Source organism: Nonomuraea roseola, from assembly GCF_039535395.1.
GTDB lineage: Bacteria > Actinomycetota > Actinomycetes > Streptosporangiales > Streptosporangiaceae > Nonomuraea > Nonomuraea roseola.
The window spans coordinates 828235-852380 of the sequence record NZ_BAAAXC010000015.1 but is presented as its reverse complement, the minus strand read 5'-3'; the positions used below and the strand labels follow the sequence as shown (position 1 = coordinate 852380).

The 24146-nt window shown below is 69.3% G+C and carries 24 protein-coding genes; 20 read left to right on the top strand and 4 right to left on the bottom strand.

Translation table 11 applies throughout. The features are described from left to right. Positions 1–116 precede the first annotated feature (116 nt). The 11 genes from rplS (at position 117) to ABFX55_RS27005 (ending at position 10312) form a co-directional block, all read left to right on the top strand. On the top strand, positions 117–482 hold the full coding sequence (gene rplS, locus ABFX55_RS27050) for a 50S ribosomal protein L19 (RefSeq protein WP_346125496.1): 366 nt from the start codon (positions 117–119) through the stop codon (positions 480–482). 135 nt (positions 483–617) lie between these two features. Next, positions 618–1409 carry a signal peptidase I gene (lepB, locus tag ABFX55_RS27045; RefSeq protein WP_346125494.1) on the top strand — a complete coding sequence of 264 codons (792 nt, stop codon included), beginning with the start codon at positions 618–620 and terminating at the stop codon, positions 1407–1409. A 10-nt stretch (positions 1410–1419) separates the two neighbouring features. Continuing rightward, entirely contained in the window at positions 1420–1989 is a 570-nt protein-coding gene (gene lepB / locus ABFX55_RS27040) for a signal peptidase I (RefSeq protein ID WP_346125492.1), read from the top strand. Between the two features lie 30 nt (positions 1990–2019). Beyond that, on the top strand, positions 2020–2682 hold the full coding sequence (locus ABFX55_RS27035; RefSeq protein WP_183648707.1) for a ribonuclease HII: 663 nt from the start codon (positions 2020–2022) through the stop codon (positions 2680–2682). Between the two features lie 18 nt (positions 2683–2700). Beyond that, a complete protein-coding gene (locus tag ABFX55_RS27030; protein ID WP_067184127.1) occupies positions 2701–3024 on the top strand; it encodes a DUF2469 domain-containing protein in 324 nt (107 codons plus the stop codon). A gap of 1043 nt (positions 3025–4067) precedes the next feature. Further along, positions 4068–4421, top strand: a complete 354-nt coding sequence (locus ABFX55_RS27025; RefSeq protein ID WP_346125490.1) for a YraN family protein — start codon at positions 4068–4070, stop codon at positions 4419–4421. Then, a complete protein-coding gene (locus tag ABFX55_RS27020; protein ID WP_346125488.1) occupies positions 4422–6077 on the top strand; it encodes a YifB family Mg chelatase-like AAA ATPase in 1656 nt (551 codons plus the stop codon). It abuts the gene before it with no gap. A 262-nt stretch (positions 6078–6339) separates the two neighbouring features. Then, the gene (locus ABFX55_RS27015) at positions 6340–6789 is read left to right on the top strand and encodes a hypothetical protein (protein WP_346125487.1); all 450 of its coding nucleotides are present in this window, start codon (positions 6340–6342) and stop codon (positions 6787–6789) included. A gap of 406 nt (positions 6790–7195) precedes the next feature. Beyond that, the gene (locus ABFX55_RS49990) at positions 7196–7576 is read left to right on the top strand and encodes a pentapeptide repeat-containing protein (RefSeq protein ID WP_428834791.1); all 381 of its coding nucleotides are present in this window, start codon (positions 7196–7198) and stop codon (positions 7574–7576) included. Then, positions 7498–8631 (top strand): DNA-processing protein DprA, encoded by a 1134-nt coding sequence (gene dprA, locus ABFX55_RS27010; protein ID WP_346125485.1) that lies wholly within the window; start codon positions 7498–7500, stop codon positions 8629–8631. Before ABFX55_RS49990 ends, dprA begins: the two co-directional genes overlap by 79 nt. 796 nt (positions 8632–9427) lie before the next feature. Continuing rightward, entirely contained in the window at positions 9428–10312 is an 885-nt protein-coding gene (locus ABFX55_RS27005) for a tyrosine recombinase XerC (RefSeq protein WP_346125483.1), read from the top strand. A 1124-nt stretch (positions 10313–11436) separates the two neighbouring features. On the opposite strand, the gene ABFX55_RS27000 is transcribed toward ABFX55_RS27005, so the two are convergent. Next, positions 11437–12111, bottom strand: coding sequence for a M23 family metallopeptidase (locus ABFX55_RS27000; protein ID WP_346125481.1), 675 nt, complete (start codon positions 12109–12111; stop codon positions 11437–11439). Between the two features lie 443 nt (positions 12112–12554). Here ABFX55_RS27000 and ABFX55_RS26995 point away from each other — a divergent pair, with 443 nt between their 5' ends. Beyond that, a complete protein-coding gene (locus ABFX55_RS26995; protein ID WP_346125479.1) occupies positions 12555–13034 on the top strand; it encodes a GNAT family N-acetyltransferase in 480 nt (159 codons plus the stop codon). Next, positions 13031–14383 (top strand): CoA transferase, encoded by a 1353-nt coding sequence (locus ABFX55_RS26990; RefSeq protein WP_346125477.1) that lies wholly within the window; start codon positions 13031–13033, stop codon positions 14381–14383. Before ABFX55_RS26995 ends, ABFX55_RS26990 begins: the two co-directional genes overlap by 4 nt. A 69-nt stretch (positions 14384–14452) precedes the next feature. On the opposite strand, the gene ABFX55_RS26985 is transcribed toward ABFX55_RS26990, so the two are convergent. Beyond that, positions 14453–15787, bottom strand: coding sequence for an MFS transporter (locus ABFX55_RS26985; RefSeq protein ID WP_346125475.1), 1335 nt, complete (start codon positions 15785–15787; stop codon positions 14453–14455). A 57-nt stretch (positions 15788–15844) separates the two neighbouring features. Here ABFX55_RS26985 and ABFX55_RS26980 point away from each other — a divergent pair, with 57 nt between their 5' ends. The 6 genes from ABFX55_RS26980 to ABFX55_RS26955 all read left to right on the top strand — a co-directional run bounded on the left by ABFX55_RS26980 (position 15845) and on the right by ABFX55_RS26955 (position 21055). After that, positions 15845–16456, top strand: a complete 612-nt coding sequence (locus ABFX55_RS26980; protein ID WP_346125473.1) for an ArsR/SmtB family transcription factor — start codon at positions 15845–15847, stop codon at positions 16454–16456. Between the two features lie 232 nt (positions 16457–16688). Further along, positions 16689–17627 (top strand): 30S ribosomal protein S2, encoded by a 939-nt coding sequence (rpsB, locus tag ABFX55_RS26975; protein WP_346125472.1) that lies wholly within the window; start codon positions 16689–16691, stop codon positions 17625–17627. 118 nt (positions 17628–17745) lie between these two features. Further along, a complete protein-coding gene (tsf, locus tag ABFX55_RS26970; RefSeq protein ID WP_346125470.1) occupies positions 17746–18579 on the top strand; it encodes a translation elongation factor Ts in 834 nt (277 codons plus the stop codon). A gap of 132 nt (positions 18580–18711) precedes the next feature. Next, positions 18712–19410 (top strand): UMP kinase, encoded by a 699-nt coding sequence (gene pyrH, locus ABFX55_RS26965; protein WP_346131258.1) that lies wholly within the window; start codon positions 18712–18714, stop codon positions 19408–19410. Positions 19411–19505: 95 nt separating this feature from the next. Beyond that, positions 19506–20063, top strand: coding sequence for a ribosome recycling factor (gene frr / locus ABFX55_RS26960; protein WP_183648670.1), 558 nt, complete (start codon positions 19506–19508; stop codon positions 20061–20063). A gap of 170 nt (positions 20064–20233) precedes the next feature. Then, positions 20234–21055 (top strand): phosphatidate cytidylyltransferase, encoded by an 822-nt coding sequence (locus ABFX55_RS26955; RefSeq protein WP_346125468.1) that lies wholly within the window; start codon positions 20234–20236, stop codon positions 21053–21055. A gap of 144 nt (positions 21056–21199) precedes the next feature. On the opposite strand, the gene ABFX55_RS26950 is transcribed toward ABFX55_RS26955, so the two are convergent. Further along, positions 21200–21982: an SAM-dependent methyltransferase gene (locus ABFX55_RS26950; RefSeq protein ID WP_346125466.1), complete on the bottom strand. Its 783-nt coding sequence runs from the start codon at positions 21980–21982 to the stop codon at positions 21200–21202. Between the two features lie 18 nt (positions 21983–22000). Then, a complete protein-coding gene (locus tag ABFX55_RS26945; protein ID WP_346125464.1) occupies positions 22001–22921 on the bottom strand; it encodes a suppressor of fused domain protein in 921 nt (306 codons plus the stop codon). 112 nt (positions 22922–23033) lie between these two features. Between ABFX55_RS26945 and rlmN the strand changes: the two genes are divergently transcribed. Beyond that, entirely contained in the window at positions 23034–24143 is a 1110-nt protein-coding gene (rlmN, locus tag ABFX55_RS26940) for a dual-specificity RNA methyltransferase RlmN (RefSeq protein WP_183648663.1), read from the top strand. Positions 24144–24146: the final 3 nt, after the last annotated feature.

Here is a 24146-nt window from a genome sequence, read left to right as displayed (position 1 = left end):
GCCCGTCGTAGGCCACCTGATTCATCCAAACCAGCAGGCGTGTCCCCCTCGTCGCGGCGTCAAGGCGCTGCCGGGTGGACCTCCGCATGCTCGCTAAACGTTGAGGATACGCTCTCATGCACACGAAGATCCAGGAGCTCGAGAAGGCCACCCTTCGCAGCGACGTCCCGGCCTTCCGTCCCGGTGACACGCTCGAGGTGCACGTCCGAGTCGTCGAAGGCAGCCGCTCCCGCGTCCAGGTCTTCAAGGGCTTCGTGCTCCGCCGCCAGGGCAGTGGCGCCCGCGAGACCTTCACGGTCCGCAAGGTCAGCTACGGTGTCGGCGTCGAGCGCACCTTCCCCGTCCACAGCCCGGTCATCGAGAAGATCGCTCTGCTGACCCGCGGCGACGTCCGTCGCGCCAAGCTCTACTACATGCGTGACCTGCGCGGCAAGGCCGCCCGCATCCGCGAGAAGCGCGAGGCGCTGCCCGCCGGCAAGTAAGGCTTCCACCGAACGACCCCGTGACCCGCAGGTCACGGGGTCTTTTGGCTTTGCAGGGACATTTCCTTTATGTGGAGCGCCGCTGGGACACGTGTACCCTCCCTCGAGCAGGGCCTTCATCTAGGCTCGTCAGCGATGAAAAGCGAGAGCCAGGACAAGGTGGACGTGGCGGCTGCCAGGAGGAAAGGGTCGTTCTGGAAAGAACTGCCCGTGCTCGTGGTCCTGGCCCTGCTGCTGGCCCTGGTCGTGAAGACCTTCGTGCTCCAGGCGTTCTACATCCCGTCCGAATCCATGGAGAACACCCTGCTGACCAACGACAGGGTGCTGGTCAACAAGCTCGTCTATCACACGCGTGATGTCGAGCGCGGCGACGTCGTCGTCTTCTCGGGCACCGACTCGTGGGACGAGAGCCTCCCCTCCGAGGACTCCGCCAACCCCATCGCCGCCTTCTTCCGCTGGGTGGGCACCGCCTTCGGCGTCGTGCCCGGCGAGAAGGACTACATCAAGCGCGTCATCGGAGTCGGCGGCGACACCGTCAAGTGCTGCGACGCCAAGGGACGCGTGACGGTCAACGGGACAGCACTGGACGAATCGTCTTACCTCTATCCTGGCAACGTGCCCTCCCAGACCTACTTCGCGGCCAAGGTGCCGCAGGGACGGCTCTGGGTCATGGGCGACCACCGGCAGGTGTCGCTCGACTCCCGCGAGCACACCTCCGACCCCGGAGGCGGCACGATCCCTGTCGACCAGGTCATCGGCCGCGCCTTCCTCATCGTCTGGCCCTTCTCCCGGGCCACGACCCTGTCCATCCCCGAGACGTTCGCGCAGCCCGCCGCCGCTCTGGCAGGGGCGGCTCCGGCCATGGCCGGGTTCGCCGGTGCCCTGCCGCTGGTGTGGCTGCGTCGACGCTGGCTTGCGAGGCGGTAGCCGTACCCCCATGGCAGTTGAAGAGAGCAAGAAGCGCAAAGGCGGGCTCAAGGAGACGTTCTTCCTGATCGCGCTGGGCGTGGGTGTGGCGCTGCTGCTACAGGCCTTCGTCGTCAGGTCCTTCTCCATCCCCTCGGAGTCGATGGAGAACACCCTCCGCATCGGCGACAGGGTGAGCGTCAACAAGCTGCACGGCGCCAGCGAGCGCGGTGACATCGTGGTGTTCAAGGGCTGGAACAACGAGGACACCATCAAACGGGTCATCGCGGTCGGCGGCGACAAGATCGTCTGCTGTGACGCCAAGAAGCGCATCACGGTCAACGGGATCGCGCTGGACGAGAACTACCTGTTCCCCGACGACTACCCCTCGGGGGAGAACTTCTCCTACACCGTGCCCGACGGGAAGCTCTGGTTGATGGGCGACCATCGTTCGGCCTCGGTCGACTCCAGGAGCCACGTGCGCGAGGCGGGCGAGTGGATCTCCGAGGAGCAGGTGATCGGCAGGGCGTGGGCCATCTACTGGCCGTTCTCCCACGCCACGATCCTGTCCAGGCCGGAGATCTTCGGCAAGGTGCGGTGAGTCGCGGATGAGGCGTACGCTGCCTGTGTCATGTTTCGACCACGTCCTAGCGTTGTCCGGCGCGATTCCGGGCTCTACGCCTACGAGCGGGCGCTGGCGCGCAGGGGGCTCACCCCGATCGCCGGAGTCGACGAGGCGGGCAGGGGCGCCTGCGCCGGACCCCTCGTGGTCGCGGCGGTCGTGCTGAGGCGCGAGATCCAGGGGCTGGCCGACTCCAAGCTGCTGACGGCCGCCGTCAGGTCCGAGCTCCACGAGCAGATCATGGCGTCGGCGGAGGTCGGCGTCGTCGTCATCCCGCCCACCGAGATCGACGCCCGTGGGCTGCACAAGTGCAACATCGCGGGAATGCGGCGGGCCGTGGCGCGGTTGTCGTTCGTTCCCGAGTACATCCTCACCGACGGCTTCCCGGTACCTGGACTGCCGGCGCCGTCGCTGGCCGTGTGGAAGGGAGACCAGATCGCCGCCTGCGTCGCCGCGGCGTCCATCGTGGCGAAGGTGACGCGGGACAGGATGATGACGGAGCTGTCCTCGGTCTTTCCCGAGTACGGCTTCGACGAGCACAAGGGGTATGTGACTCCGGCCCACCGGCGGGCGTTGCGCGCGCACGGGCCGTGCCCGCACCACCGCTTCTCCTTCGTGACGGTGTCACGGACCTTCGTGGGGGAGAATGGAGTGGGGGCAGGAGTTGCCTGATCAGGCTGGAGGACCGGGATGAGCGCAGAGGATCTCGAGAAGTACGAAACCGAGATGGAGCTGCAGCTATACCGCGAATACCGTGACGTGGTCGGGCTGTTCACGTACGTCGTCGAGACGGAACGACGGTTCTACCTGACGAACTCGGTGGATCTCGACGTGCGGACGGCGGAGAACGGGGACGTGTTCTTCGACGTGAAGATGCAGGATGCGTGGGTGTGGGACATGTACCGGCCGGCACGGTTTGTGAAGAACGTGCGGGTGGTGACGTTCAAGGATGTGAACGTGGAGGAACTGGCCAAGCCTGACCTGGAGATGCCCAAGGAGGGGTTCTCCGGGTGAGTATCGGGCCTCTGCCCGGGGTGTGACCTGGGGCGTCCTGATTCGGCGGCTTCGGGGCCGCGGCTCTTCGCCGTGTGAGGTTTCGGCAGGCCGCCTGGAAATCTTCCGACGGGGACGCTCCTGTCGCGTCCCAGGCATCCACCATCCACACGGAGACCTGCCTTCTCGCGCCGCGGGGCCCACCGCCCTGCGGCTCCTCTCGCCTCGCGGCGCCCGTCCGGTCTGCATGGTGCGCTGTCGTGCCTGCGGCTCCTCTGGCCTCGCGGCGCCCGTCCGGTCCGCATGACGCGCTCTCGTGCTTGCGGCTCCGTCTGTCCCGCGCGATCTACCTAAGCTGCGGTTCTGCGCGTGCTGGTGGCTCCACCCCGCTCCACGGATCCGTCCTCTAGCGGCTCCCACCCACCACCCGGCGACGCCTCCCGCCCTGCGGCTCCACTGGCCCGCGTGGCCGTCCCAGATGTGGGTCCGCTCGCGGTGTGGTCTGTCCTGCTCTACGGGTTCGTCGTGCTGGGGCTCCGGTTCGCCTTGCAGGGCTCACTCGTGCTGTTGGTCTGCTCGCCTTGCGGTGATGTTCCGCAGTTTCGCCTGCCTCCTGCCTGTGATGCGGTTTCGCCTGCCTTGCGTGGCCGTCCCAGATGTGGATCCGCTCGCGGTGTGGTCTGTCCTGCTCTACGGGTTCGTCGCCCGGCGGCACCGACTCACCCTGCACGGCTCGCCCGCCCTGTCGGTCTACTCGCCGTGCGGTGCGCGCTCTGCGGCTCCGCCTGATCTGCGGTTCTACAAGCGAGGTGGCTCCACCTCATCCTGCGGTCTGCCCCGTGTCCTCTTTCCCCGTATGGCGCTCACACCCGGGAGGCTCCCCCCTGCGGGTCGCGCCCTGGCCGATCTGTCCAGCCCTCCTGGTCCAGCCCTGCCGGTTGACCCGCCACGGGCCTCGGCTATCCACAGCCCCTCGACCTCCACTGGCCTCTATCCACAGAACCCCGCTCGACCCCAACCCCCCACCGCCCCCTCCGGAAAACTCGCGCCCCGGAGGTGGTCCCATGGCATCGAAAGACGAGCTGGGCAAACAGGGCGAGCAACTCGCCGTCGACTACCTGCGTGCCGAGGGCATGCAGATCCTCGACAGGAACTGGCGCTGCCGCCAAGGCGAGATCGACGTGGTCGCCGAGCACGATCAGAAGCTGATCGTCGTCGAGGTCAAGACCCGATCAGGCCGCACCCACGGCACCGCCCTGGAGGCCGTCCGCCCCGCCAAGCTGGCCCGCCTGCGCATGCTCGCCGCCAAATGGCTCGCCGCGCAGCCCCGAAGCTTCGACTCCGTCCGCGTCGACGTGATCGCCCTCGAACAGATCGGCGGCGACTTCGCCCTGCGCCACGTCAAGGGGGCGATCTAGATGGCGGTGGCCCGCACCCGCAGCGTCACCCTCATCGGCGTCACAGGACGCAGCGTCGAGGTCGAGGCCGACGTCGGCAGCGGCCTGGCGGGCATCCACCTGATCGGCCTGCCTGACACCGCGCTGAGCGAGGCGCGCGACAGGGTGCGCTCCGCGATGGTCAACAGCCACTACCCGTGGCCAGATGCCCGCATCACCGTGAGCCTCTTCCCCGCCAGCCTGCCCAAACGCGGCAGCCAGTTCGATCTCGCCATCGCCATCGCGATCATGGGTGCGGCCGGGGCCGTACCCGCCGACCGGATCGCCGAGCCGTTCTTCCTGGGCGAGCTCGGGCTCGACGGGCGGCTCAGAGCCGTACGAGGGGTGCTGCCCTCGGTGCTCGGCGCGGTGGAGAGCGGAGGCTCGACATTGGTCGTCCCCGCCGCCAACGCCGCCGAGGCCGCGCTGGTGCCGGACGTCACCGTGGTGCCCATCGACGACCTGCGCCAGCTCGTGGAATGGCTGCGCAGAGGCGACGCGCCCCCTCGCCTGCGACTCGTGCCCGACGAACTCCCCGGCAACGAATCGCACCCAGACGGCGAAGGACCTCCCCAAGACGCCGGGCATGCGTCCCAGGACGCCCCACCGGGCCGGAGGCTCACCGTGGTCGGCTCCGGGGCCCAGACGGCTCCCGGGCTCACCTTCGAGACGGATCGTCCGCCCGTCGACCTGTCCGACGTGGTCGGCCAGCCGCTCGGACGGCGCGCGCTCGAGGTCTCCGCGGCGGGCGGACACAACCTCTGGATGCTCGGTCCGCCAGGCACCGGCAAGACACTCCTGGCCGAGCGTCTGCCGACCCTCCTACCCGACCTCGACGTCGACCAGGCGCTCGAGGTGACGGCGATCCACTCCATCGCAGGGGTTCTACCGTCCAACAGCCCGATGATGAGCCGGCCGCCGTTCGTGAGCCCGCACCACACGGCGAGCGTCGCCTCGATCGTCGGCGGCGGCAGCAACGTCGTGCGCCCCGGGGCAGTGTCCTTGGCGCATCATGGCGCGCTGTTCCTGGACGAGGCTCCCGAGTTCCCCCGGCACGTGCTCGATTCGCTCCGCCAGCCGTTGGAGGCGGGCAGGGTGACCGTGTCGCGCGCGGTCGGCACGATCACCTTCCCCGCGAAGTTCATGCTCGTCCTCGCCGCGAACCCCTGTCCCTGCGCCCAGCCCGCAGGCGCGGGCGAGCGCTGCCAGTGCTCACCCGCCGCCAGGCGCCGCTACCTGGGCAGGCTCTCCGGTCCTCTGCTCGACCGCATCGACATGAAGGTGACCATCGCCCGGTCGAGCAGGCGCGAACTGATGGCCGACCGCCAGTTCGTCGAGACCAGCAAGGTGGTGGCCGAACGCGTGCAGATGGCCCGCGAGCGTTCGGCCAAACGGCTGGCCGGGACGCCGTGGCGGACGAACGCCGAGATCCCCGCCGCCGTCCTGCACGCCGACTATCGCCCTTCGGACGCGGCGATGAAACCGATGACCGCCTGCCTCGACGCGGGCAGCCTCAGCGCCCGCGGCCTCGACCGCGTGGTACGCCTCGCCTGGACCATCGCCGACCTCGAAGGCAAAGACCGCCCCGACGTCCCAGAGACCTCCGCCGCCCTGGCCCTTTGGCTAGGAGTCGCCTGAGCTCCTGCCCCACAGCAAGGCGTCGCCCGATCGCCCTGGCCCTTCTGACTGGGAATCACCTGGCCCTGCCGTCACCCTCGATCCCATCGCCCTCCATCCCGCAGGCACTCACTCCTGTCCCGTCTCATTGGAGTGAGGAAGTCCCAGCGATCTGAGGTATCGGGCCATTCGTCTCACAAGTCTGAGACATGATCGCTGAAGTGCGGTTCACCACATCGGTGACCCGGTGAAGGCAACATCCGACCGCCCTGGAGAAGTCGCCGTGACCCTGCCTGAGCACAACACGACCTGGCACGACGCTCGCTACGACATGCCCGTGAGTCAGCAACTGGAGCGTTACAACGAGCTAGCCGCCAAGAACGCATCGGCTCGCGCCCGGATCGAGCTGGTGGCCCGAGGGATCTATGACCCCGCCCGGCATGGCGCCGATGACCGGCCTCCGCTCACCGTGGCCGAACACATCGAATTGCTGGCACTGGCGGAGAGCATCGCGCGCACCGTGCGCCATCCCTCCAACGTCCACCACGCGCTGCTGGCCGGGGTTACCTGGGCCGATATCGCCCGCATCGCCGACTCCGACGAGCTTGCCGTCCGGCGGGACTACCAGCAGTGGGCCGACGACCAGTACGACCTCAACCAGCGCTTCCCTGACCGCGGCATGACCGCCGACGAGCACGCCGCCGCGACCGCCAGAGCTGCGGATGGGAGATAAGGACACCTTCTTGCGGCCCGAGACATCCGCATGCCTCGTGATCAATGAGACACGGCTTCATCGATCTGTCTCATCCCATCTGAGACCGCAGCTCGAGAAGGCCTCCTGCCTCAAGTTCAACGAGACAGGACACCTTCACCTCAACGGGCACCGCCCACGGTCCACAGCCACGCGACTCCCAAGCCTTGGGGCCGCCACCCGAGATGGCAGCGCTCCAGAAACCCGAGGCGAGGAGCTGCCGTGCTGGGCCGCCCTCGACCACCCCAGCCGTACGGCACGCAGACGAGATCCTGATGGACCGGCCGGGACCCCGGCGAGGACACGGACCGTCCCTGCTGAACAAGAGAGGACATCAACCGGACGTCCTCGCGAGAACGACGGGAGCGTGAAGACATGACCGCCTGTCCTGGTCCGACCCCCGACGGCACCCAGGAGCCATCCCTGCAACGTCACCACCCAACCCACCCGGCACAGGACACCGTCATCACAGAACACCCCCCACCTCAACCACCCGCACCTGCGCCACCCGCACCTGCGCCGCTCGGACCTGCGCCGCTCGGACCTGCGCCGCTCGGACCTGCGCCGCTCGGACTTGAGCGGCTCCGCGCGGCGGGGCCCGGACCTGGGCCGCTCACACCTGGGTCATTTGGACCTGAGTATCCACCTTCGCTCGACGACGATCGGGAGCTCCTGGCGCGCGCCGCCCTCATGCGAGCCGCCGACGTGGGCGACGTCATCATGGGACGTCTCGTCCGGCTGTACGGCTCCGCGGCGACCGTCGAGATGATCTTCCGCGGCATCCTCCCCGAGGACTTCGTCGAAAAGGAGACCGCACGCAGGGGCGACCCCGAGCACGCCGCCGCCCTGGACCGCCGGTTGCGTGCCTGGCAGGCACGACTCCAGGCCGCCGCCCCCGCCGCCGACCTTGAGGCCGGTCACCAGGCCGGAGCCAGGCTGGTCATCCCGGGAGCCGCCGAATGGCCCACCCAACTGGACGCGCTCGGCCACAGCCGTCCACTCGGGCTGTGGGTGCACGGCAGCGCCGACCTCCGCTACTCCTGTCTGCGTTCGGTGGCGATGGTCGGCGCCCGCTCCGCCACCGCGTACGGCGTGCACGTCGCAGCCGAGTTCGGCATCGGACTCAGCGAAGCCAACTGGACCATCGTCTCGGGAGGCGCGTACGGCATCGACGGAGCCGCCCACCGGGGAGCGCTCGCCGGCTCTGCCCCGACCATCGCCGTACTCGCATGCGGTACCGACGTCTGCTATCCGAGCGCACACCATGACCTGTTCGCCGCGATCAGGGGTCAGGGCGCTGTGGTCAGCGAGTGCCCGCCGGGCGTTCACCCGACGCGTGCGCGATTCCTCATCAGGAACCGGCTCATCGCGGCGCTGTCCAGGGGCACCCTGGTGGTGGAGGCGGCGGTCCGCAGCGGCGCCCTCAACACCGCGACCCACGCCGCCAACCTCGGACGCCACCTCGCTGCGGTGCCTGGCCCGATCACCTCGGAGATGTCCCTCGGCTGCCACAAACTGCTGCGTGAACGGAACGCGGTCTGCGTGACCTCCCCTGCGGAGATGATCGAACTCGTCGGGATGATCGGCGACGACCTGGCCGCCACGCCAAGGGGCCCGGTGGTGCCCCGCGACACCCTGAACGACGAGACCCGGAGCGTGCTGGACGCCGTCCCTAGCCGCGGCGGCGCAGGACCCGCCTCGATCGCGGTGGCGGCAGGGGTGGACCTGAAGACAGCGTTGAGTTGCTTGGGCGGACTCGCCGCCGCAGGCTACATCGAACGCGTCCCCAAGGGCTGGCGCCTCCGAAGAGGCCACCCCAACTGACCGATCACCGCCTCAGCGTTCAAAGGCGACCGAGTCACCTGCACGTGCGTGGTGACCGTCGATTCCCCCATGCGGCTGGATGTTCACAGGCCGGGTCGCCACCATGCCGCAGGGGCATCCCGAACGTGGCGTGCGTGGCCAAAAGTAACAGAGCCGGCGACCGCCAGTTGTGAACGTGGTGATTGCTCAAAAAGAGGAGATCAGGGGATGGTGGATCGCAGTGGGGGAGCAGGGGGGCGGCTTCTGAAGGGGGCGGCTCGCGTGGGTGGGCCGCGGTGGGGGTCAGGGTGAGCGGTTTGTGAGGGCAGCGGCTCGGGTGGGTGGTTCGCGTTGGGGGGATCGCGGGATGGTGGGCCGCGGTGAGGGTCAGGGAGGGCGGCTTTTGAAGGGGGCGGCTCGCGTGGGCGGGTCGCGGTGAGGGTCAGGGAGGGCGGCTTTTGAAGGGGGCGGCTCGCGTGGGCGGGTCGCGGTGGGGGTCAGGGCGGGCGGTTTGTGAGGGCAGCGGCTCGGGTGGGTGGTTCGCGTCGGGGGGATCGCGGGAAGGTGGGCCGCGGTGAGGGTCAGGGGGGTGGTTTGTGAGAAGGGGCAGCTCGCGTGGGCGGATCGCTAAGGGGAAGATCGCGGGAAGGTGCGTCGCGGTGGGGGGCGGGGTGGGGTGGGTTTGTGAGAAGGGACGGCTCGCGTGGGTGGTTCGCGAAGGGGGAGATCGCGGGATGGCTGATCGCGGTGGGGTCAGGGAAGGCGACCCCTGAAAGGGGACATCTCGGGAGGGTGAGATCTCGGAAGGAGATTGTGGATGCCAAATGTCGATGAGGTGCTGGCCGAGTTCGAGAAGCACCTCCGGTTCGAACGTGATCTGTCGCCGCACACTGTGCGCGCCTATCTCTCCGATCTGGCCGCCCTGATGGCGCATCGTGGGGGAGAGCTGGGCGGGCTCGACATCGCGGTGCTCAGAGGATGGTTGGCCGAGCAGCACGCGGCAGGGCTGTCGAGGGCGACCCTGGCGCGTCGTACGGCATGCGTCAGGACCTTCACGGCCTTCGCGCACCGCCGTGGCTGGCTGGCCGACGATCCGGGGCTGCTCCTGGGGAGTGCGAAGGCGGCACGGGCGCTGCCTGCGGTACTCGATCAGGAGCAGGCGCAGGCCGTCCTCGACGCGCCGCAGGGGAGCGAGCCGAAGGAGCTTCGCGATCAGGCGATCATGGAGCTGCTGTACGCGACTGGGGTGCGGGTCGGCGAGCTGTGCGCGCTGGACGTGGACGACATGGACAGGGATCGTCACGTCGTCAGGGTGCTGGGCAAGGGGCGCAAGGAGCGGTCGGTGCCGTTCGGTCTGCCGGCGTTGCGGGCGGTGGACCGGTGGTGCGTGCACGGACGTCCTCGCTGGATCCGGGAGGGGTCAGGGCCCGCGCTGTTCCTCGGAGTGCGGGGCGGACGTATCGACGCGGGGACGGTACGGCGAATCGTGCATGCCCGGTTGGGGCAGGTCGACGGGGCGCCTGACATGGGCCCCCACGGACTACGGCACAGCGCGGCTACCCACCTGCTGGAAGGTGGGGCCGATCTACGGAGCGTGCAGGAGATGCTGGGGCACGCGTCGCTGAACACCACCCAGATCTACACACACGTGTCGATCGAGCGCCTGCGAGCCGCCTACCGGCAGGCTCATCCGCGCGCTTGACTCGAGGCGATCACCGGGAAGGGATGCCGCCCGTCCTCGTCTTGCTGAGAGCATCCCTGAGGAGCCCGCCGCCGGGAGCGGCCCGGGACCATGGGTGGACATCCGCACTCACCTCGCGCGCGAGTCCCTGTCGTAGGGCGGCGGTGGTCGCCGCGTGTTTCCACTCTCAGGGAGTGTCCCCAGCAAAGGCGGGCCGCCTCGTCCCTTGCTTTGACGCCGGTAGGAGTGCCTTTCTCGGTTCCCCCGCGCAGCAGCAGCCCCCTCGGCAGGGACGGTCGCTTCGTGTGCCCACGCATGGAACCCCCCGTTCTATGGAAGCTTCCCCCGGGTGAGAGTGACGGCCTCGCCTCTCCTGCTCAGCGCAGCCTTCCCCCAGCAGGGGCGGTCGCTTCATGTGTCCCTTGTATGGAAGCCCCCTTGCGTGGAAGCCCTGCCGGTAAGAGTGGCGGCCTCGTTTCCCCTGCTCAGAAGCAGCCCCCTCGGGCAGGGACGGTCGCCCTGTTCCTTTGTAGGGAAGCCCTCCGTTGTATGAAGCCTCCCCCGGCACGGGTGTCCGCCTCGTATCCCCCTGCTTAGGAGCCTCCCCCCGGCAAGGGGGTCACCTCGTCTTCTCCTGCCCAGAGCCTTCCCCGGCAGGGGTGGTCGCCTCCTGTTTCCTTGTATGGAAGCCCTTGCTCGGTAGGGGTGGTCGCTTCGTGCCCTCTGCCCAGGGGCCTCCTTGGCGGAGGTGGTTGCTTCGTGTCTGCCTGTATGAAAGCCCTTGCTCGGCAGGGGTGGTTCATGTGTTCTCCCGCCCAGCCGTCTCCCTGACGGGGGTGGTCGCTTCGGGTTTCTTGGGTATGGAGCTTCCTCCCGCAGCGGTGGTCGCTTCGTGTCCCCCTGTCAGGGAGCCTCCGGACGGCAGGGGGATCGCCCCATGTTCGCCCTGCCATGGGGCGGGGCGCCCCTGGGGAGGGGGGTGGCCTCCAGCCGTCCTGAAAGGAAGTCCTCGGACGCGATGCCTGTCTGGGATCACCCTGCGAGGAGCAGGTGCTGCCCTGTGGAGGAGCAGGTTCCTGCCTTGGGTGAGGAGCAGGTCCTCCCTCGGGCAGGGGTGGTCGTTCCTCGGGCAGATGTGGGCGTTCCTAATCGCTCTGCGAGGTGAGCCTCTGGGGAGGGGTGGTGGTGGCCGTATCGCTTGGCAGGAGGATCCCTGAGGACGGGGCGGGTGGCAGGTGCCAGTGGGGGAGGAGGCGGATCGGCGCCCAGGCGAGCAGGAGCAGGGGATCCAGGTAGCGGGGGCCCCGCAGCAGTCCCCAGTGAAGGCAGGACTCCGCGCAGTGGCCAGGGACCGCCTCGACGACGCCCAGCCGGTCGCCTGCGGAGACCGTCTGGCCGCGCCGTACCGACGCCTGTACGGGGAGGTAGGTGGTGCGCAGGCCGCCCGGATGGAGCAGGGAGATCACACCCCTGCCCGCCAGCGGGGCGGCGTAGGTGACGGTGCCTGGGCCGGGCGCGAGGACTGTGGTGGAGGGGGAGGCGGCGAGGTCCACGCCGCGATGGCCTGAGCGCCATGGTTCGGGCGGCGGGTTGAAGGTGCGCAGGATTCTGGGTTGTCCCGGTAGGGGCCAACGCCAGTCGGGCGGGTCGGCGTCGGCGGGTGTGGGTGCAAGGAGCAGCACCGCCACGGTGATCGCCAGCAGCACGGCGCAGCGGAGGAGTACCCGGTGTCGGAGGGGAAGGGGACGCGGCGGGCTGGTGTCTCGCAGACGGGCGCTGTTGGACGCGGCAGCCGCGTGGGTGGGGGGAGGGCAGGCCATGGGGGCAACGGTGGCAGCGGGCCGGGGTGGAGTTGGCCGGTGAACTGGGTTCTGTGGATATCTGGGCTCTGAGAGCGGGGCTGTGGATGGACCGGGCTTTGAGGGCGGGGCTGCGGGTGGACGTGCGGGGCTGCGGACGGGCGTGCGGGGCTGTGGGGGATGGGGTTTTGAGGGCGAGGCTGCGGATGGACGTGCGGCGCAGCGGACGGACGAGCGGGGCTGTGGACGGACGGGGGTCTGACAGTGGGGCTGTGGGTGGACGCGCGGGGATGGACGAGCGGAAGTGGACGAGTGGGGGTGGATGGGCGGGGCTGGGGATGGGCGGGGTTCCGAGAGCAAGGCCGGCGATGGACCGGCGTGCTAATGCAGTGAGAGGTGAGTGCTGGACGGCTGGGCCGCTGCGGGTGCCGGGTGGCTCTGGAGGCGGTGCCATGCTGGTGGTCATGAAGATCGAAGGGCGCAGGTTGGTGCTGCGTGAGGCCGTTCCTGACGACGAGTCCGCACTGCGGCGGATCCTCGCCACCCCCGAGGTGGCCAGGTGGTGGGGTGAGGTCGACGACCTGGACGGCATGCTGGCCGTCACCCTCGACGGCAGAGTGATCGGCGCGATCCAGTACGACGAGGAGGACGACCCGCAGTACCGCAGCGCGGGCATCGACATCTTCCTGGACCCCGAACACCACGGTCAGGGCTACGGCGCCGAGGCGGTGCGGGCACTGGCGACCTGGCTGATCGACGTGAGAGGCCATCACAGGCTCACCATCGACCCCGCCGCGCACAACACGGCGGCCATCAGGGCCTACGAGAAGGTGGGCTTCAGGCGCGTGGGCGTGATGCGGGCCTACGAGCGGGACCCGAGAACCGGCGCCTTCCACGACGGCCTGCTGATGGACCTGCTCGCGGAGGAGCTGATCCGCGGGTGACCGCGAAGCTGATCCAGGAGCTGGGGACGTCGGCAGGGGTGACGCTGCCCGAGGTGCGGGTCACGGACGACGGTTCGCGGCTGCCCTCGGCGTACCGGGTCGAGGTGGCGGCGGCCGTCTCGGTGGGGGCGGCGACGGCAGCGGCGGCGGCGGTGCTGGGAACGGACGCCGAGGTGGCGGTCAGGGAGGCGCTGGTCGCCTTCCGAGATGAGCGGTATTTCAGGATCGATGGCGAGCCGGGGGAGTTGTGGGCCGAGCTGTCGGGTGACTACAGGACCGCTGACGGATGGGTGCGGCTGCACTGCAACTTCGGTCATCACCGTGACGCGGCGCTGCGGGCGCTGGGGCTGTCACGGGGCTCGGACCGGGAGGCGGTACGGCGGGCGTGCGCGAGCCGTACGGCGCTGGAGGTCGAGCGGAGGGTGACGGAGCGGAACGGGTGCGCCGCGGCGCTGCGGACGCCGCAGGAGTGGCGTGAGGACCCGCGGGCGCGCACTGTCGCCGGGACGCCGCTCGTCGAGGTGGCGCGTGTGCTGGGAGACGGCGGATCTCCTCACGGGTGGCCCCTCGGAGGAGGCCGGGCGGGGCGAGACGGAGGGAGAGCGCTGGACGGGGTGCGGGTGCTCGATCTCACCAGGGTGATCGCCGGGCCGGTGGCGACCAGGACGATGGCCGCCTACGGGGCGGACGTGCTCAAAGTGGGGGCGCCCGACCTGCCCGAGGTTCCTGGGCTGGTGATCAGCACGGCCTTCGGGAAGCGGTCGTGCCACCTCGACCTGCGTTCGGCCGAGGGACGGCGGGCGCTCGCGGACCTGGTCGGGTCCGCCGACGTGGTGGTCAGGGCCGTGAGACCGGGCGCGCTGGGGATCGTGGACGAGCTGGCCGAGCGCACGCGGGGGCTGGTGAGCGTGGACATCACCGCCTACGGTCCGACGGGAGGGCGCGGGTTCGACAGCCTGGTCCAGATGGCGACGGGCATCGCGGGGGGAGACCCGCCGCGCCCGCTCCCCGCCCAGGTGCTGGACCATGCGACGGGATACCTGGCGGCCTTCGGGGCGATCGCGGCGTTGCTGAGGCGGCGGGCGGAGGGCGGGTCCTGGCGGGTGCGGCTGAGCCTGGCGAGGACCGCGCAGTGGCTGGACGAACTGGGCAGAGGCGAACCCGTCGACCGGCTGGAGGCCACGGGGTCGCTGGGCGAGATGGACAGCGACTTCGGACGGCTGACGTACGTGCTGCCGCCCGGACGGATCGGCGGCAGGAGGCCCGGGTGGACGAGCCCACCGCCACGGCAGGGCGCCGACCTGCCCGTGTGGCGGGACAACGCGCAGCGCGCGACCGGGGCCGGATAGCGCCGCTCTGGAGAGCGGTGGCGAGGCACCCGTGCGTCGGCAGCGCGATGTCCGGGACGAATCGCATGCCTAGACGGTGCGGATCTTGGTGTAGGCGAGTTCCCTCAGCGCCCTGCTCCTCACCGGATCGACGTCCTCGCCCCCGCCCCCGCCGCCGCCCGCGCCGCGCCGCCGCCGGGGCCGCAGTGGAGAGCCCCAGATCCAGAAGATCGCGAGGGACGTGCCGGCCGCGCAGACCAGGATGACCGCGCGCAGCCCCACCACCTCGGCCAGCAGCCCGCCGAACAGACCGCCGAGCGCCAGTACCCCCTGGATGGCGAAGGTCATCGTGGCGTTGACGCGGCCCATCACCTCGGCGGGCGCCTCCCGCATGGCGACGACGTTCATGCAGGTGGCGAAGGTGACAACCGTGGCGCCGATGAGCAGGCCCGTCGTGGCCATGATGGGGATCGTGACCCAGAGCGGGCCGCGCACCAGGCCCACCGTGAGCATGTCCACGGGGAAGAGCAGGATCGCGTAGACCATCACCCTGTTCTCGCCGTACCGCTTGACGAGCCTGGTGGTCGCCCACGCGCCGATCAGCCCGCCTGCGCCGGACACCGCGGTGAGCGCGCCGATCACGCCCTGCGGGAGGTGCAGGACCTGCAGCATGTAGAGGATGGCGATGGCGATGTAGGCCATCGCGAAGAAGTTCAGGGTCACGCCCGCGCCGAGGATGGCGCGCAGCACGGGCTGGGTGAGGCTGACGCGCAGCCCTTCGACGATGTCGCGCCACATGCCGCGCGACGGGCTCGGCTCGCGGTCGTCGGGGGTGCGGATGGAGCGCAGCATCAGCGCCGAGGCCAGGAACGACAGCGCCTCCATCAGGACGGCGAGCGGCGCGGTGAGCATCTGGACCAGCAGTCCCGCGAGGCCGGGCCCCGCGATCGAGGCGACGGAGTAGGAGGCGTGGAAGCCGGCCATCGCCTCGGTCCGCTGGCCGGCGGGGATGACCGCGGCCAGGTGGGGGAAGTTGGCCGCCTTGAAGACGACGCCCGCCGTACCGATGACGAGGGCGACGGCGGCCAGCAGCGGGACGCTCAGGACCCCGGCGAACCAGGCGAGGGGCACCGTCAGCGCCGCGAAGGCGGAGACGAGTTCGCAGGCGATCATCAGCGGGCGGTGCCGGCGGAGTCTGTCGGCCAGGGCGCCCGCGTGCAGGCCGAACAGCAGTGCGGGCACGAAGGCCAGCGCGGTCAGGACGCCCATCTGCGCGGGTGAGGCGGCCAGCAGGGTCACGGCGGTCAGTGGGACGGCCAGCTTGGAGACCTCCGAGCCGGTGACGGAGACCGTCCTGGCGGTCCAGAGGAGGCGGTAGTCGCGCTGCCTGCGAAGCGGGAGGGAGTCCTGAAGGGTTTGCTTCATAACTGTGAAAGTAATCCTTCATAACTCTGAAGGCAACCCTTCAGGTATGTTTGTGTCGTGAGCCACGACAGCCGTCAGCCGCTGAGCGATCCCAAGGCCATGCGGGCGCTGGCCCACCCGGCCAGGCTCGCCATGATCAACTTTTTGGGACGGCAGCCCGCCGCGACCGCCACCGAACTGGCCGAGGTCGTCGGGGTCACGCCCAGCGCCGCCAGCTACCACCTGCGGATGCTCGCGAAGTACGGCTTCGTGGAGGACGCGCCGCCGCGAGGCGACGGAAGGGAGAGGGTCTGGCAGGCGGTGAAGGAGGGCGTCTCCATCGAGAGGGAGCCCCAGGACGAGCCCATGGTCAAGGAGGCCAAGCAACTGCTGGTCGACATGATCCTGGCCGACGGCCAGCGCGAGATCAGGCGGGGGATGGCCGCGCTCGACACCGAGCCGCAGGAGTGGCGCGACGTCTCGAACTGGCGGCGCGCCTACCTGATGATGACCGCCGCCGAGGCGGCCGAGCTGCGTGACCGGATGGAGGAGCTGATCGAGCCCTACCTCACGCTGCGCAGGACCGACCCGCCCGAAGGCGCCCGCGAGGTCGTGACGCACACGTCCCTGTTCCCGCTCGTCGACCCGCCGAGGCCGGGCCTGCCGACCGAGGACCACGACGCGGGCTGACGTGCCAGGAACCCTCCGCCAGTCAGACGGTCGTGCCAGGCATGACGGTCAGGCCGGGCCTCCTCTGGAGGTATGCTTTTCGGTGGCCTGTCAGTGACAGGCCGACTTCGCATGCCCCGTCGCAAACCGTTCCCTCGGTCCGGCCGCAAGTCCGGCAGGAACGGGTGCGGGGCATCAGGGCGGCAGGCCGTACGGCTGCCGCGGCACAACCGAGAAACTGGAGGACCAGCACATGGCCCCCGTCGTCACCATGCGACAGCTCCTCGAGAGCGGTGTTCACTTCGGCCACCAGACCCGCCGGTGGAACCCGAAGATGAAGCGCTTCATCTTCACCGAGCGCAATGGCATCTACATCATCGACCTGCAGAAGTCGCTGTCGTTCATCGACCGCGCCTACGACTTCGTCAAGGAGACGGTCGCCCACGGCGGCACCATCCTGTTCATCGGCACGAAGAAGCAGGCTCAGGAGGCCATCGCCGAGCAGGCAGGCCGCGTCGGCATGCCGTACGTCAACCAGCGCTGGCTGGGTGGCATGCTCACCAACTTCTCCACCGTGCACAAGAGGCTCCAGCGTCTGAAGGAGCTCGAGGAGCTCGACTTCGACAACGTGGCCGCTTCGGGGCTCACCAAGAAGGAGCTCCTCATGCGCCGCCGCGAGAAGGAGAAGCTCGAGCGCACGCTCGGCGGCATCCGTGACATGGGCCGCGTGCCCAGCGCGGTGTGGATCGTCGACACCAAGAAGGAGCACATCGCGATCTCCGAGGCCAAGAAGCTCGGCATCCCGGTCGTCGCGATCCTCGACACCAACTGCGACCCCGACGAGGTCGACTACCCGATCCCGGGTAACGACGACGCCATCCGCGCCGTCGGTCTGCTGACCCGCGTCGTCGCCGACGGTGTGGCCGCCGGTCTCATGGCCCGCTCCGGCGCCGCTCGCGGCGACGAGAAGCCCGCCGCCGCCGAGCCGCTGGCCGAGTGGGAGCGCGAGCTCATCGAGCAGGGCTCGGGCGAGCAGAAGGCCGAGGAGGCCGAGGTCGCGGCTGAGGCCGTCGCCGAGGACGAAGCTGAGGTCACCGCCGAGACCGAGGCCGCTCCGGCCGAGGCCGAGGCCGGTGTCGAGGCTGAGACCGAGACCGAGGCCAAGGCCGAGGGCGAGACCGAGCAGGCCTAAGGGCATGCGCTGGTACGGCTCGCGCCACGCGTGCGAGCCGTACCCACGCCGGTCGCACCGGCACTGAGGCTTTTCGGGTGCACACCCGATCCACGACCGATCCCACGAGGAAATGCACATGGCTTCCGTGAACATGGCCGATGTCAAGCGGCTTCGCGAGCTGACCGCCGCCGGCATGATGGACTGCAAGAAGGCGCTGGAGGAGTCCGAGGGCGACTTCGACCGCGCCGTCGAGATCCTGCGCCTCAAGGGCGCCAAGGACGTCGGCAAGCGTGAGGCGCGCACCGCCTCCAACGGCCTGGTCGCCGTCAAGCAGGACGGCGAGTCCGCCGCCGCGCTGCTCGAGCTCAACTGCGAGACCGACTTCGTCGCCAAGGGCGAGCGCTTCCAGGAGCTGGCCGCGCAGGTCGTCGAGCACATCCTGGCCACCAGGCCCGGCGACGTCGACACCCTGCTCGCCTCCTCCCTCGACGGCAAGTCCGTCAAGGAGCACCTCGACGAGGCCAACGCCGCGCTGGGTGAGAAGATCGAGATCCGCCGCTTCGCGGTCCTCGAGGGCGGCTACATCGGCGCCTACATGCACAAGACCGACCCGCAGCTCCCGCCGGCGGTCGGCGTGCTGGTGCAGCTCGACAAGCCCAACGCCGACGTCGCCAAGGACATCGCGCAGCACGCCGCCGCGATGGCGCCGAAGTACCTCAACGCCGAAGCCGTTCCCGCCGACGTCGTCGAGAAGGAGCGCGCGCTCTTCGAGGAGATGACGCGCGACGAGGGCAAGCCCGAGGCCGCGATCGCCAAGATCGTCGAGGGTCGCGTCAACGGCTGGTACAAGGACTTCACCCTGCTGCAGCAGGCCTTCGTCAAGGACAACAAGAAGTCGATCGCCAAGTACGCCGACGAGAACGGCGTCGAGGTGCTCGCCTTCGTCCGATTCAAGGTCGGCCAGGCTTAGTCTCGTGGTGGGGGGTGTCAGTCGCCTCCCACCGCGATGACAGCTTTACTGGAAACACCACCCGAGGAGGCCGCCGCCGTGCAGGAGAACAAGGAGCCCGTCACGCCGGCGGCTTCGTCGTACAAGAGGGTCATGCTCAAGCTGTCAGGCGAGGCTTTCGCCGGCGGCGAGCCGATGGGCATCGATCCAGGCGTGGTCGGGCATGTGGCCGACTCCATCGCCGAAGCCGTCCGTGAGGGCGTGCAGGTGGCGGTCGTGGTGGGCGGCGGGAACATGTTCCGTGGCGCCGCCCTGTCCGCCGGCGGTCTCGACCGTGGCAGAGGCGACTACATGGGCATGCTGGGCACGGTGATCAACTGCCTGGCGCTCCAGGACTTCCTTGAGAAGCGCGGCATCGAGACCCGCGTGCAGACCGCCATCACCATGCAGCAGGTCGCCGAGCCGTTCCTTCCGCGCCGTGCCATCAGGCACCTGGAGAAGGGGCGCGTGGTCATCTTCGGCGCGGGCCTCGGCATCCCCTACTTCTCCACCGACACCTGCGCCGCCCAGCGCGCGCTCGAAGTCGGCGCGGAGGCGCTGCTCAAGGGCACTCAGGTGGACGGGGTCTACGACTCCGACCCGCGCAAGAACCCCGACGCGGTCCGTTTCGACCACCTCGACTACGCGGAGGTTCTCGTACGCGACCTCGCCGTCATGGACCAGACCGCGATCAGCCTGTGCAAGGAGAACGAACTGCCCATCGTGGTCTTCGACCTGATGGGTGAGGGCAACATCCTGCGCGCGGTCCGCGGTGAGAAGATCGGCACGCTGGTGAGTCCGGCAGGGAAATAGGGAGCGAGCCTGACACAGCTCGCGGAGTGGTCCCGACGGAGGAGGGACCACGAAGCGCGTGCGGAAGGTGAGCGACCAATAGACAGGGAGCCGCTGTGATCGACGAAACTCTCCTCGAAGCCGAGGAAAAGATGGACAAGGCCGTCTCGGTCGCGAAGGAGGACTTCGCGAGCATCCGGACGGGTCGCGTCACCCCGTCGATGTTCAACAAGATCAACGCCGAGTACTACGGTTCGCCGACCCCGATCCAGCAGCTGGCCTCGTTCCATGTTCCCGAGGCCCGCATGATCCTCATCCAGCCCTATGACAAGGGCTCGATGGCGGCGATCGAGAAGGCGATCCGCGACTCCGATCTCGGCGTCAACCCCGGCAACGACGGCTCGGTGATCCGCGTGAACTTCCCCGAGCTCTCGGAGGAGCGCCGCAAGGAGTACGTCAAGGTCGCGCGCAACAAGGGTGAGCAGGCCAAGGTCTCCATCCGCAACATCCGCCGCTCCGCCAAGGAGACCCTCGACAAGATGGTCAAGGACGGCGAGGCGGGAGAGGACGAGGTCCGTCGCGCCGAGAAGGAGCTCGACGACCTCACCCAGAAGCACGTTGCCAAGATCGACGAGCTGCTCAAGCAGAAGGAAGCCGAGCTGCTCGAGGTCTGAGCGGTCGGTCGCTTCCGCACGGCCCTCGCTTGATGCGGGGGCCGTGGCTTACTAACAGGAGACGTTCGTCAGACTGCCGCCCCACCGTAGCGGCAGTACGTCTGAGACGTTTCCCATTAGATCAAGCATCAGACGGCTCGTGGCGGTCTGACCGCTGAGTTGGAGAGTCTGTGGAAGAACGTACGGCGGGCAGCCGTGCCGGCAGGAACCTGCCCGCCGCGATCGCGGTGGGCGCGGGGCTGGGCGCGCTGGTCATCATCTCCCTCCTGACGATCAAGGAGCTCTTCCTCCCTGTCGTCGCGGTCGCCGTGGGTGTCGGAGCGGCCGAGGTGGTGCAGGCGCTGGCCACCAGAGGCATCAGGGTGCCGTTGATCCCCGTGCTGGTGGCGACGGCCGTGATGCAGGGCGGCGCCTACTGGGGCGGTGCGAGCTGGCTGGTGGGCACGTTCGTCGTCTTCGTCTTCGCGCTGCTGCTGTGGCGGATGTTCGACGGCGGGCAGGACGGCTACGTCCGTGACGCCACGGCCTCGGTCTTCGCGCTGGCCTATCCGCCGCTGCTGGCCGGGTTCGTGCCGCTGCTGCTTGCCGAGCCCGACGGGCACTTCCGGGTGCTGATCTTCATCGCGGTCACGGTCAGCAGCGACATCGGCGGTTACTTCGCGGGCGTCCTGTTCGGCAGACACAAGATGTCGATCATCAGCCCGAAGAAGACCTGGGAGGGCTTCGCGGGCTCGGTGATCGCGTGCACGGCCGTGGGGGCCTGGCTGGTGGTCTGGCTGATGGACGGTCAGATCTGGCAGGGAGCGCTGATCGGCGTGCTGGCGGCGATCATGGCCACGCTGGGCGACCTGGTCGAGTCGATGATCAAGCGTGACCTCGGCATCAAGGACATGGGCACGCTGTTGCCGGGCCACGGCGGGCTGATGGACAGGCTCGACTCGCTCGTGGCGACGCTGATCCCGGTGTGGCTCCTGCTGTCGCTGTTCTTCTAGGCGGCCCTGGCTCCGGACCGCCTTCCGCGACCGGCTCGACCGCCTTCCGCGACCGGCTCGACCGCCTTCCGCGACGACGGGACCGCCTTCCGTGGCCGGCTTGACCGCCTTCCGCGAGGGGTTTCACCGCCTTCGCGAGGGTTGCTAGACCGCCTTAGCGACGACGCCGATGGTGCTCGGCTTGGAGAAGTCGGGCCGCTGGTCGGTGCGCCAGGCGTTGACCGGCACCAGGTGCGGCTCCTGCAGCTCCATCCCTTCGAACAGCGCGCTGATCTGGGCGCGGGTGCGCGGGGTGAGGCCGCCGGGCGCGGACTTGGCGTAGACCTCCTGGACCGCCTCGACGGTGTCGTCCCCCGTGCGCTCACCGGCGAAGGCGTGCGACATCACGATGTAGCCGCCGGGACGCACGGCCGCGCGCAGGCTCGCCATGATCCTGGTCAGCTCCTCGTCGTCGATGACGAAGTGCGCGATCGACAGCAGCAGGACGGCCACCGGCTGCTCGAAGTCGAGGTGCGCGCCCGCGGCCGCCACGATCGCCTCCGGTTCGCGCAGGTCGCCCTCGATGACGGTGGTGTTCTCGTGGGTGGCCAGCAGCGCCCTGCCGTGGACGAGCACGATCGGGTCGTTGTCGACGTAGACGACACGCGAGTCGGGGGCCACGCGCATGGCCACCTCGTGGACGTTCTCCTGCGTGGGCAGGCCGCTGCCGATGTCGAGGAACTGCCTGATGCCCGAGGCCGCCAGGTGCTCGACGGACCTGCGCAGGAAGGCGCGGTTGTCGCGGCACATCTCCACGGCGTCGGGGACCAGCTTGAGCAGCTGCTCGGCCGCCTGCCTGTCGACCGCGAAGTTGTCCTTGCCACCCAGCCAGTAGTCGTAGACGCGAGCCACGCTGGGGGAGGTGGTGTCGATCTGGAGGTCGGTCATGTCCGGCATGTTAGGTGATCACGCCTCGCCGTTCCATGGTTCCAGCCAGAGCCATCGAACCGCCTCGCCGCCGAACCCGAACCCCGACATGTCGGGCTTGTCGTTGGCGTCCGCGAGCATGATCACCCCGTCGTACTGCCCGCCCAGCGGAAAGGTCGAGGGCTCGTGGTACCACTTGGCGGTGTGCCCGTGCCCCAGCCACGTCACCGAGTGCCACGGGTACTGCGCCAGCCACACCAGCAGCAGCGCCGCCTCGCGCGGGTCGCCGTGGGTGGCCACCGCCAGCTCGATCCTGGCGTAGGCGCGCGGCCTGTCGATCCACTGCTCGACCGTGGGCATGCGCTGACAGCTCATGCCGACCGTCGACAGGATCGTGAAGCCTCGCTTGCCGTACGGCGGGCGCTCGGTGATGCCGACCGTCGGCAGCCGTTCCCCGCTGGCGTCCCAGTAGCGGCCAGCGGGGCCGACGGCGCGGTCGAGGTGGCCCATCACGAACTGCTGGAAGGAGGCCCATGAGCCCTCGCTGTTGCGCCACTGCCAGTAGGCCCTCGCGTGGGTGAGCCTGGGCTGTAACCCCTCGAGCGCCTCGGGCAGCGCCCAGGCGAACGGTGTCTCGCCGATCGCGTCGCGCGCGTAGCCGGGCATGCCCCTGCTCATGTCGGCCCATCCAGGAATGACCGCCAGCAGCTCGTCGTTCTCATACAGGGCGACGCCGTCGCCCTCCTCGAACCACAGCGTGGTCAACTGGCCCAGCGCGTGCCGTCCCTCGGGATGGCGGGTGTTGGGCCTGGGCATGAGCGGCGGCGCGCCGGCGTTCAGCCTGGCCAGGTCGACCACCTCGGGGGCGGTCAGGTGGTTGGCCAGCCAGACGGCTCCGTGCACCTCGCCGCCCGGTGAGCACAGGTAAGCTACCGACGACGCTTCGTCGCGTTCGACCACCAGAGTGCGGCTCCCGTAAGGGTTCCCATCGGTGAGGACGACCTCGGTTTGCCCCTCGCCAGACGACCGGTATATCGCCATACATCTGGACTTTAGATCAAAGAGAGGGCTCATGACCGCCGAGAAGACCGAGCGCCCGTTGCTGCAGTTCGCCGCACCGCGGCGGGCCAAGCCCGCGAGGCACCTGGCGGACCTCACGATGCCCGAACGCCGTGCCGCCATCGCCGAGCTCGGCGAGAAGCCCTTCCGCGCCGACCAGCTCTCACGCCACTATTTCTCGCATCTGACCACCGATGTCGCCTCCATGACCGACCTGCCTGCCGCGGCCCGCGAGAAGCTGTCGGTGCTGCTTCCCCCGCTGCTCACCTCCGTACGGGAGATGAGCACCGACGCGGGCACCACGCGCAAGACGCTGTGGCGGCTGTTCGACGGCGCGCTGGTGGAGTCGGTGCTGATGCGCTATCCCGACAGGGTCACGATGTGCGTGTCCTCCCAGGCGGGCTGCGGCATGAACTGCCCGTTCTGCGCCACGGGCCAGGCGGGTCTGACGCGCAACATGTCCACGGCCGAGATCGTCGAGCAGGTGGTCTCGGGGGCGAGGGCGCTGGCCGCCGGTGAGGTGCCCGGCGGGCCCGGCAGGGTCAGCAACGTCGTCTTCATGGGCATGGGCGAGCCGCTGGCCAACTACAAGGCGGTGATCGGGGCGGTCCGCCGCCTCACCGACCCCGCCCCCGAGGGGCTCGGCATCTCCGCGCGCGGCGTCACGGTCTCCACGGTCGGGCTGGTCCCCGCGATCGGCAAGCTCGCCGACGAGGGCCTGCCCGTCACGCTCGCCCTGTCGCTGCACGCCCCCGACGACGAGCTGCGCGACACCCTGGTGCCGATCAACACCCGGTGGAAGGTGCGCGAGGTGCTCGACGCGGCATGGGCGTACGCGGCCAAGACCAAGCGCAGGGTCTCCATCGAGTACGCGCTGATCAAGGACATCAACGACCAGGAGTGGCGGGCCGACCTGCTCGGCAAGCTGGTGAAGAACAAGCTGGTGCACGTCAACCTGATCCCGCTCAACCCGACGCCCGGCTCGAAGTGGACCGCGTCGAGGCCCGAGGACGAGCGGGCGTTCGTGCGGCGGCTCGAGCTGCACGGGGTGCCGGTGACCGTCCGCGACACCCGTGGCCGCGAGATCGACGGCGCCTGCGGCCAGCTCGCCGCGGCCGAATGAGCT

Bases quoted from the DNA above. Each gene is read 5' to 3' on its own strand.
- dprA (WP_346125485.1), top strand. From the start codon at position 7,498: ATGCGAGCCGCCGACGTGGGCGACGTCATCATGGGACGTCTCGTCCGG.
- rpsB (WP_346125472.1), top strand. From the start codon at position 16,689: ATGGCCCCCGTCGTCACCATGCGACAGCTCCTCGAGAGCGGTGTTCAC.
- ABFX55_RS26995 (WP_346125479.1), top strand. From the start codon at position 12,555: ATGAAGATCGAAGGGCGCAGGTTGGTGCTGCGTGAGGCCGTTCCTGAC.
- ABFX55_RS26985 (WP_346125475.1), bottom strand. From the start codon at position 15,787: ATGAAGCAAACCCTTCAGGACTCCCTCCCGCTTCGCAGGCAGCGCGAC.
- ABFX55_RS27025 (WP_346125490.1), top strand. From the start codon at position 4,068: ATGGCATCGAAAGACGAGCTGGGCAAACAGGGCGAGCAACTCGCCGTC.
- rlmN (WP_183648663.1), top strand. From the start codon at position 23,034: ATGACCGCCGAGAAGACCGAGCGCCCGTTGCTGCAGTTCGCCGCACCG.
- ABFX55_RS27020 (WP_346125488.1), top strand. From the start codon at position 4,422: ATGGCGGTGGCCCGCACCCGCAGCGTCACCCTCATCGGCGTCACAGGA.
- lepB (WP_346125494.1), top strand. From the start codon at position 618: ATGAAAAGCGAGAGCCAGGACAAGGTGGACGTGGCGGCTGCCAGGAGG.
- ABFX55_RS27035 (WP_183648707.1), top strand. From the start codon at position 2,020: ATGTTTCGACCACGTCCTAGCGTTGTCCGGCGCGATTCCGGGCTCTAC.
- pyrH (WP_346131258.1), top strand. From the start codon at position 18,712: ATGCTCAAGCTGTCAGGCGAGGCTTTCGCCGGCGGCGAGCCGATGGGC.
- ABFX55_RS27000 (WP_346125481.1), bottom strand. From the start codon at position 12,111: ATGGCCTGCCCTCCCCCCACCCACGCGGCTGCCGCGTCCAACAGCGCC.
- rplS (WP_346125496.1), top strand. From the start codon at position 117: ATGCACACGAAGATCCAGGAGCTCGAGAAGGCCACCCTTCGCAGCGAC.
- ABFX55_RS27030 (WP_067184127.1), top strand. From the start codon at position 2,701: ATGAGCGCAGAGGATCTCGAGAAGTACGAAACCGAGATGGAGCTGCAG.
- ABFX55_RS27005 (WP_346125483.1), top strand. From the start codon at position 9,428: ATGCCAAATGTCGATGAGGTGCTGGCCGAGTTCGAGAAGCACCTCCGG.
- lepB (WP_346125492.1), top strand. From the start codon at position 1,420: ATGGCAGTTGAAGAGAGCAAGAAGCGCAAAGGCGGGCTCAAGGAGACG.
- tsf (WP_346125470.1), top strand. From the start codon at position 17,746: ATGGCTTCCGTGAACATGGCCGATGTCAAGCGGCTTCGCGAGCTGACC.
- ABFX55_RS26950 (WP_346125466.1), bottom strand. From the start codon at position 21,982: ATGACCGACCTCCAGATCGACACCACCTCCCCCAGCGTGGCTCGCGTC.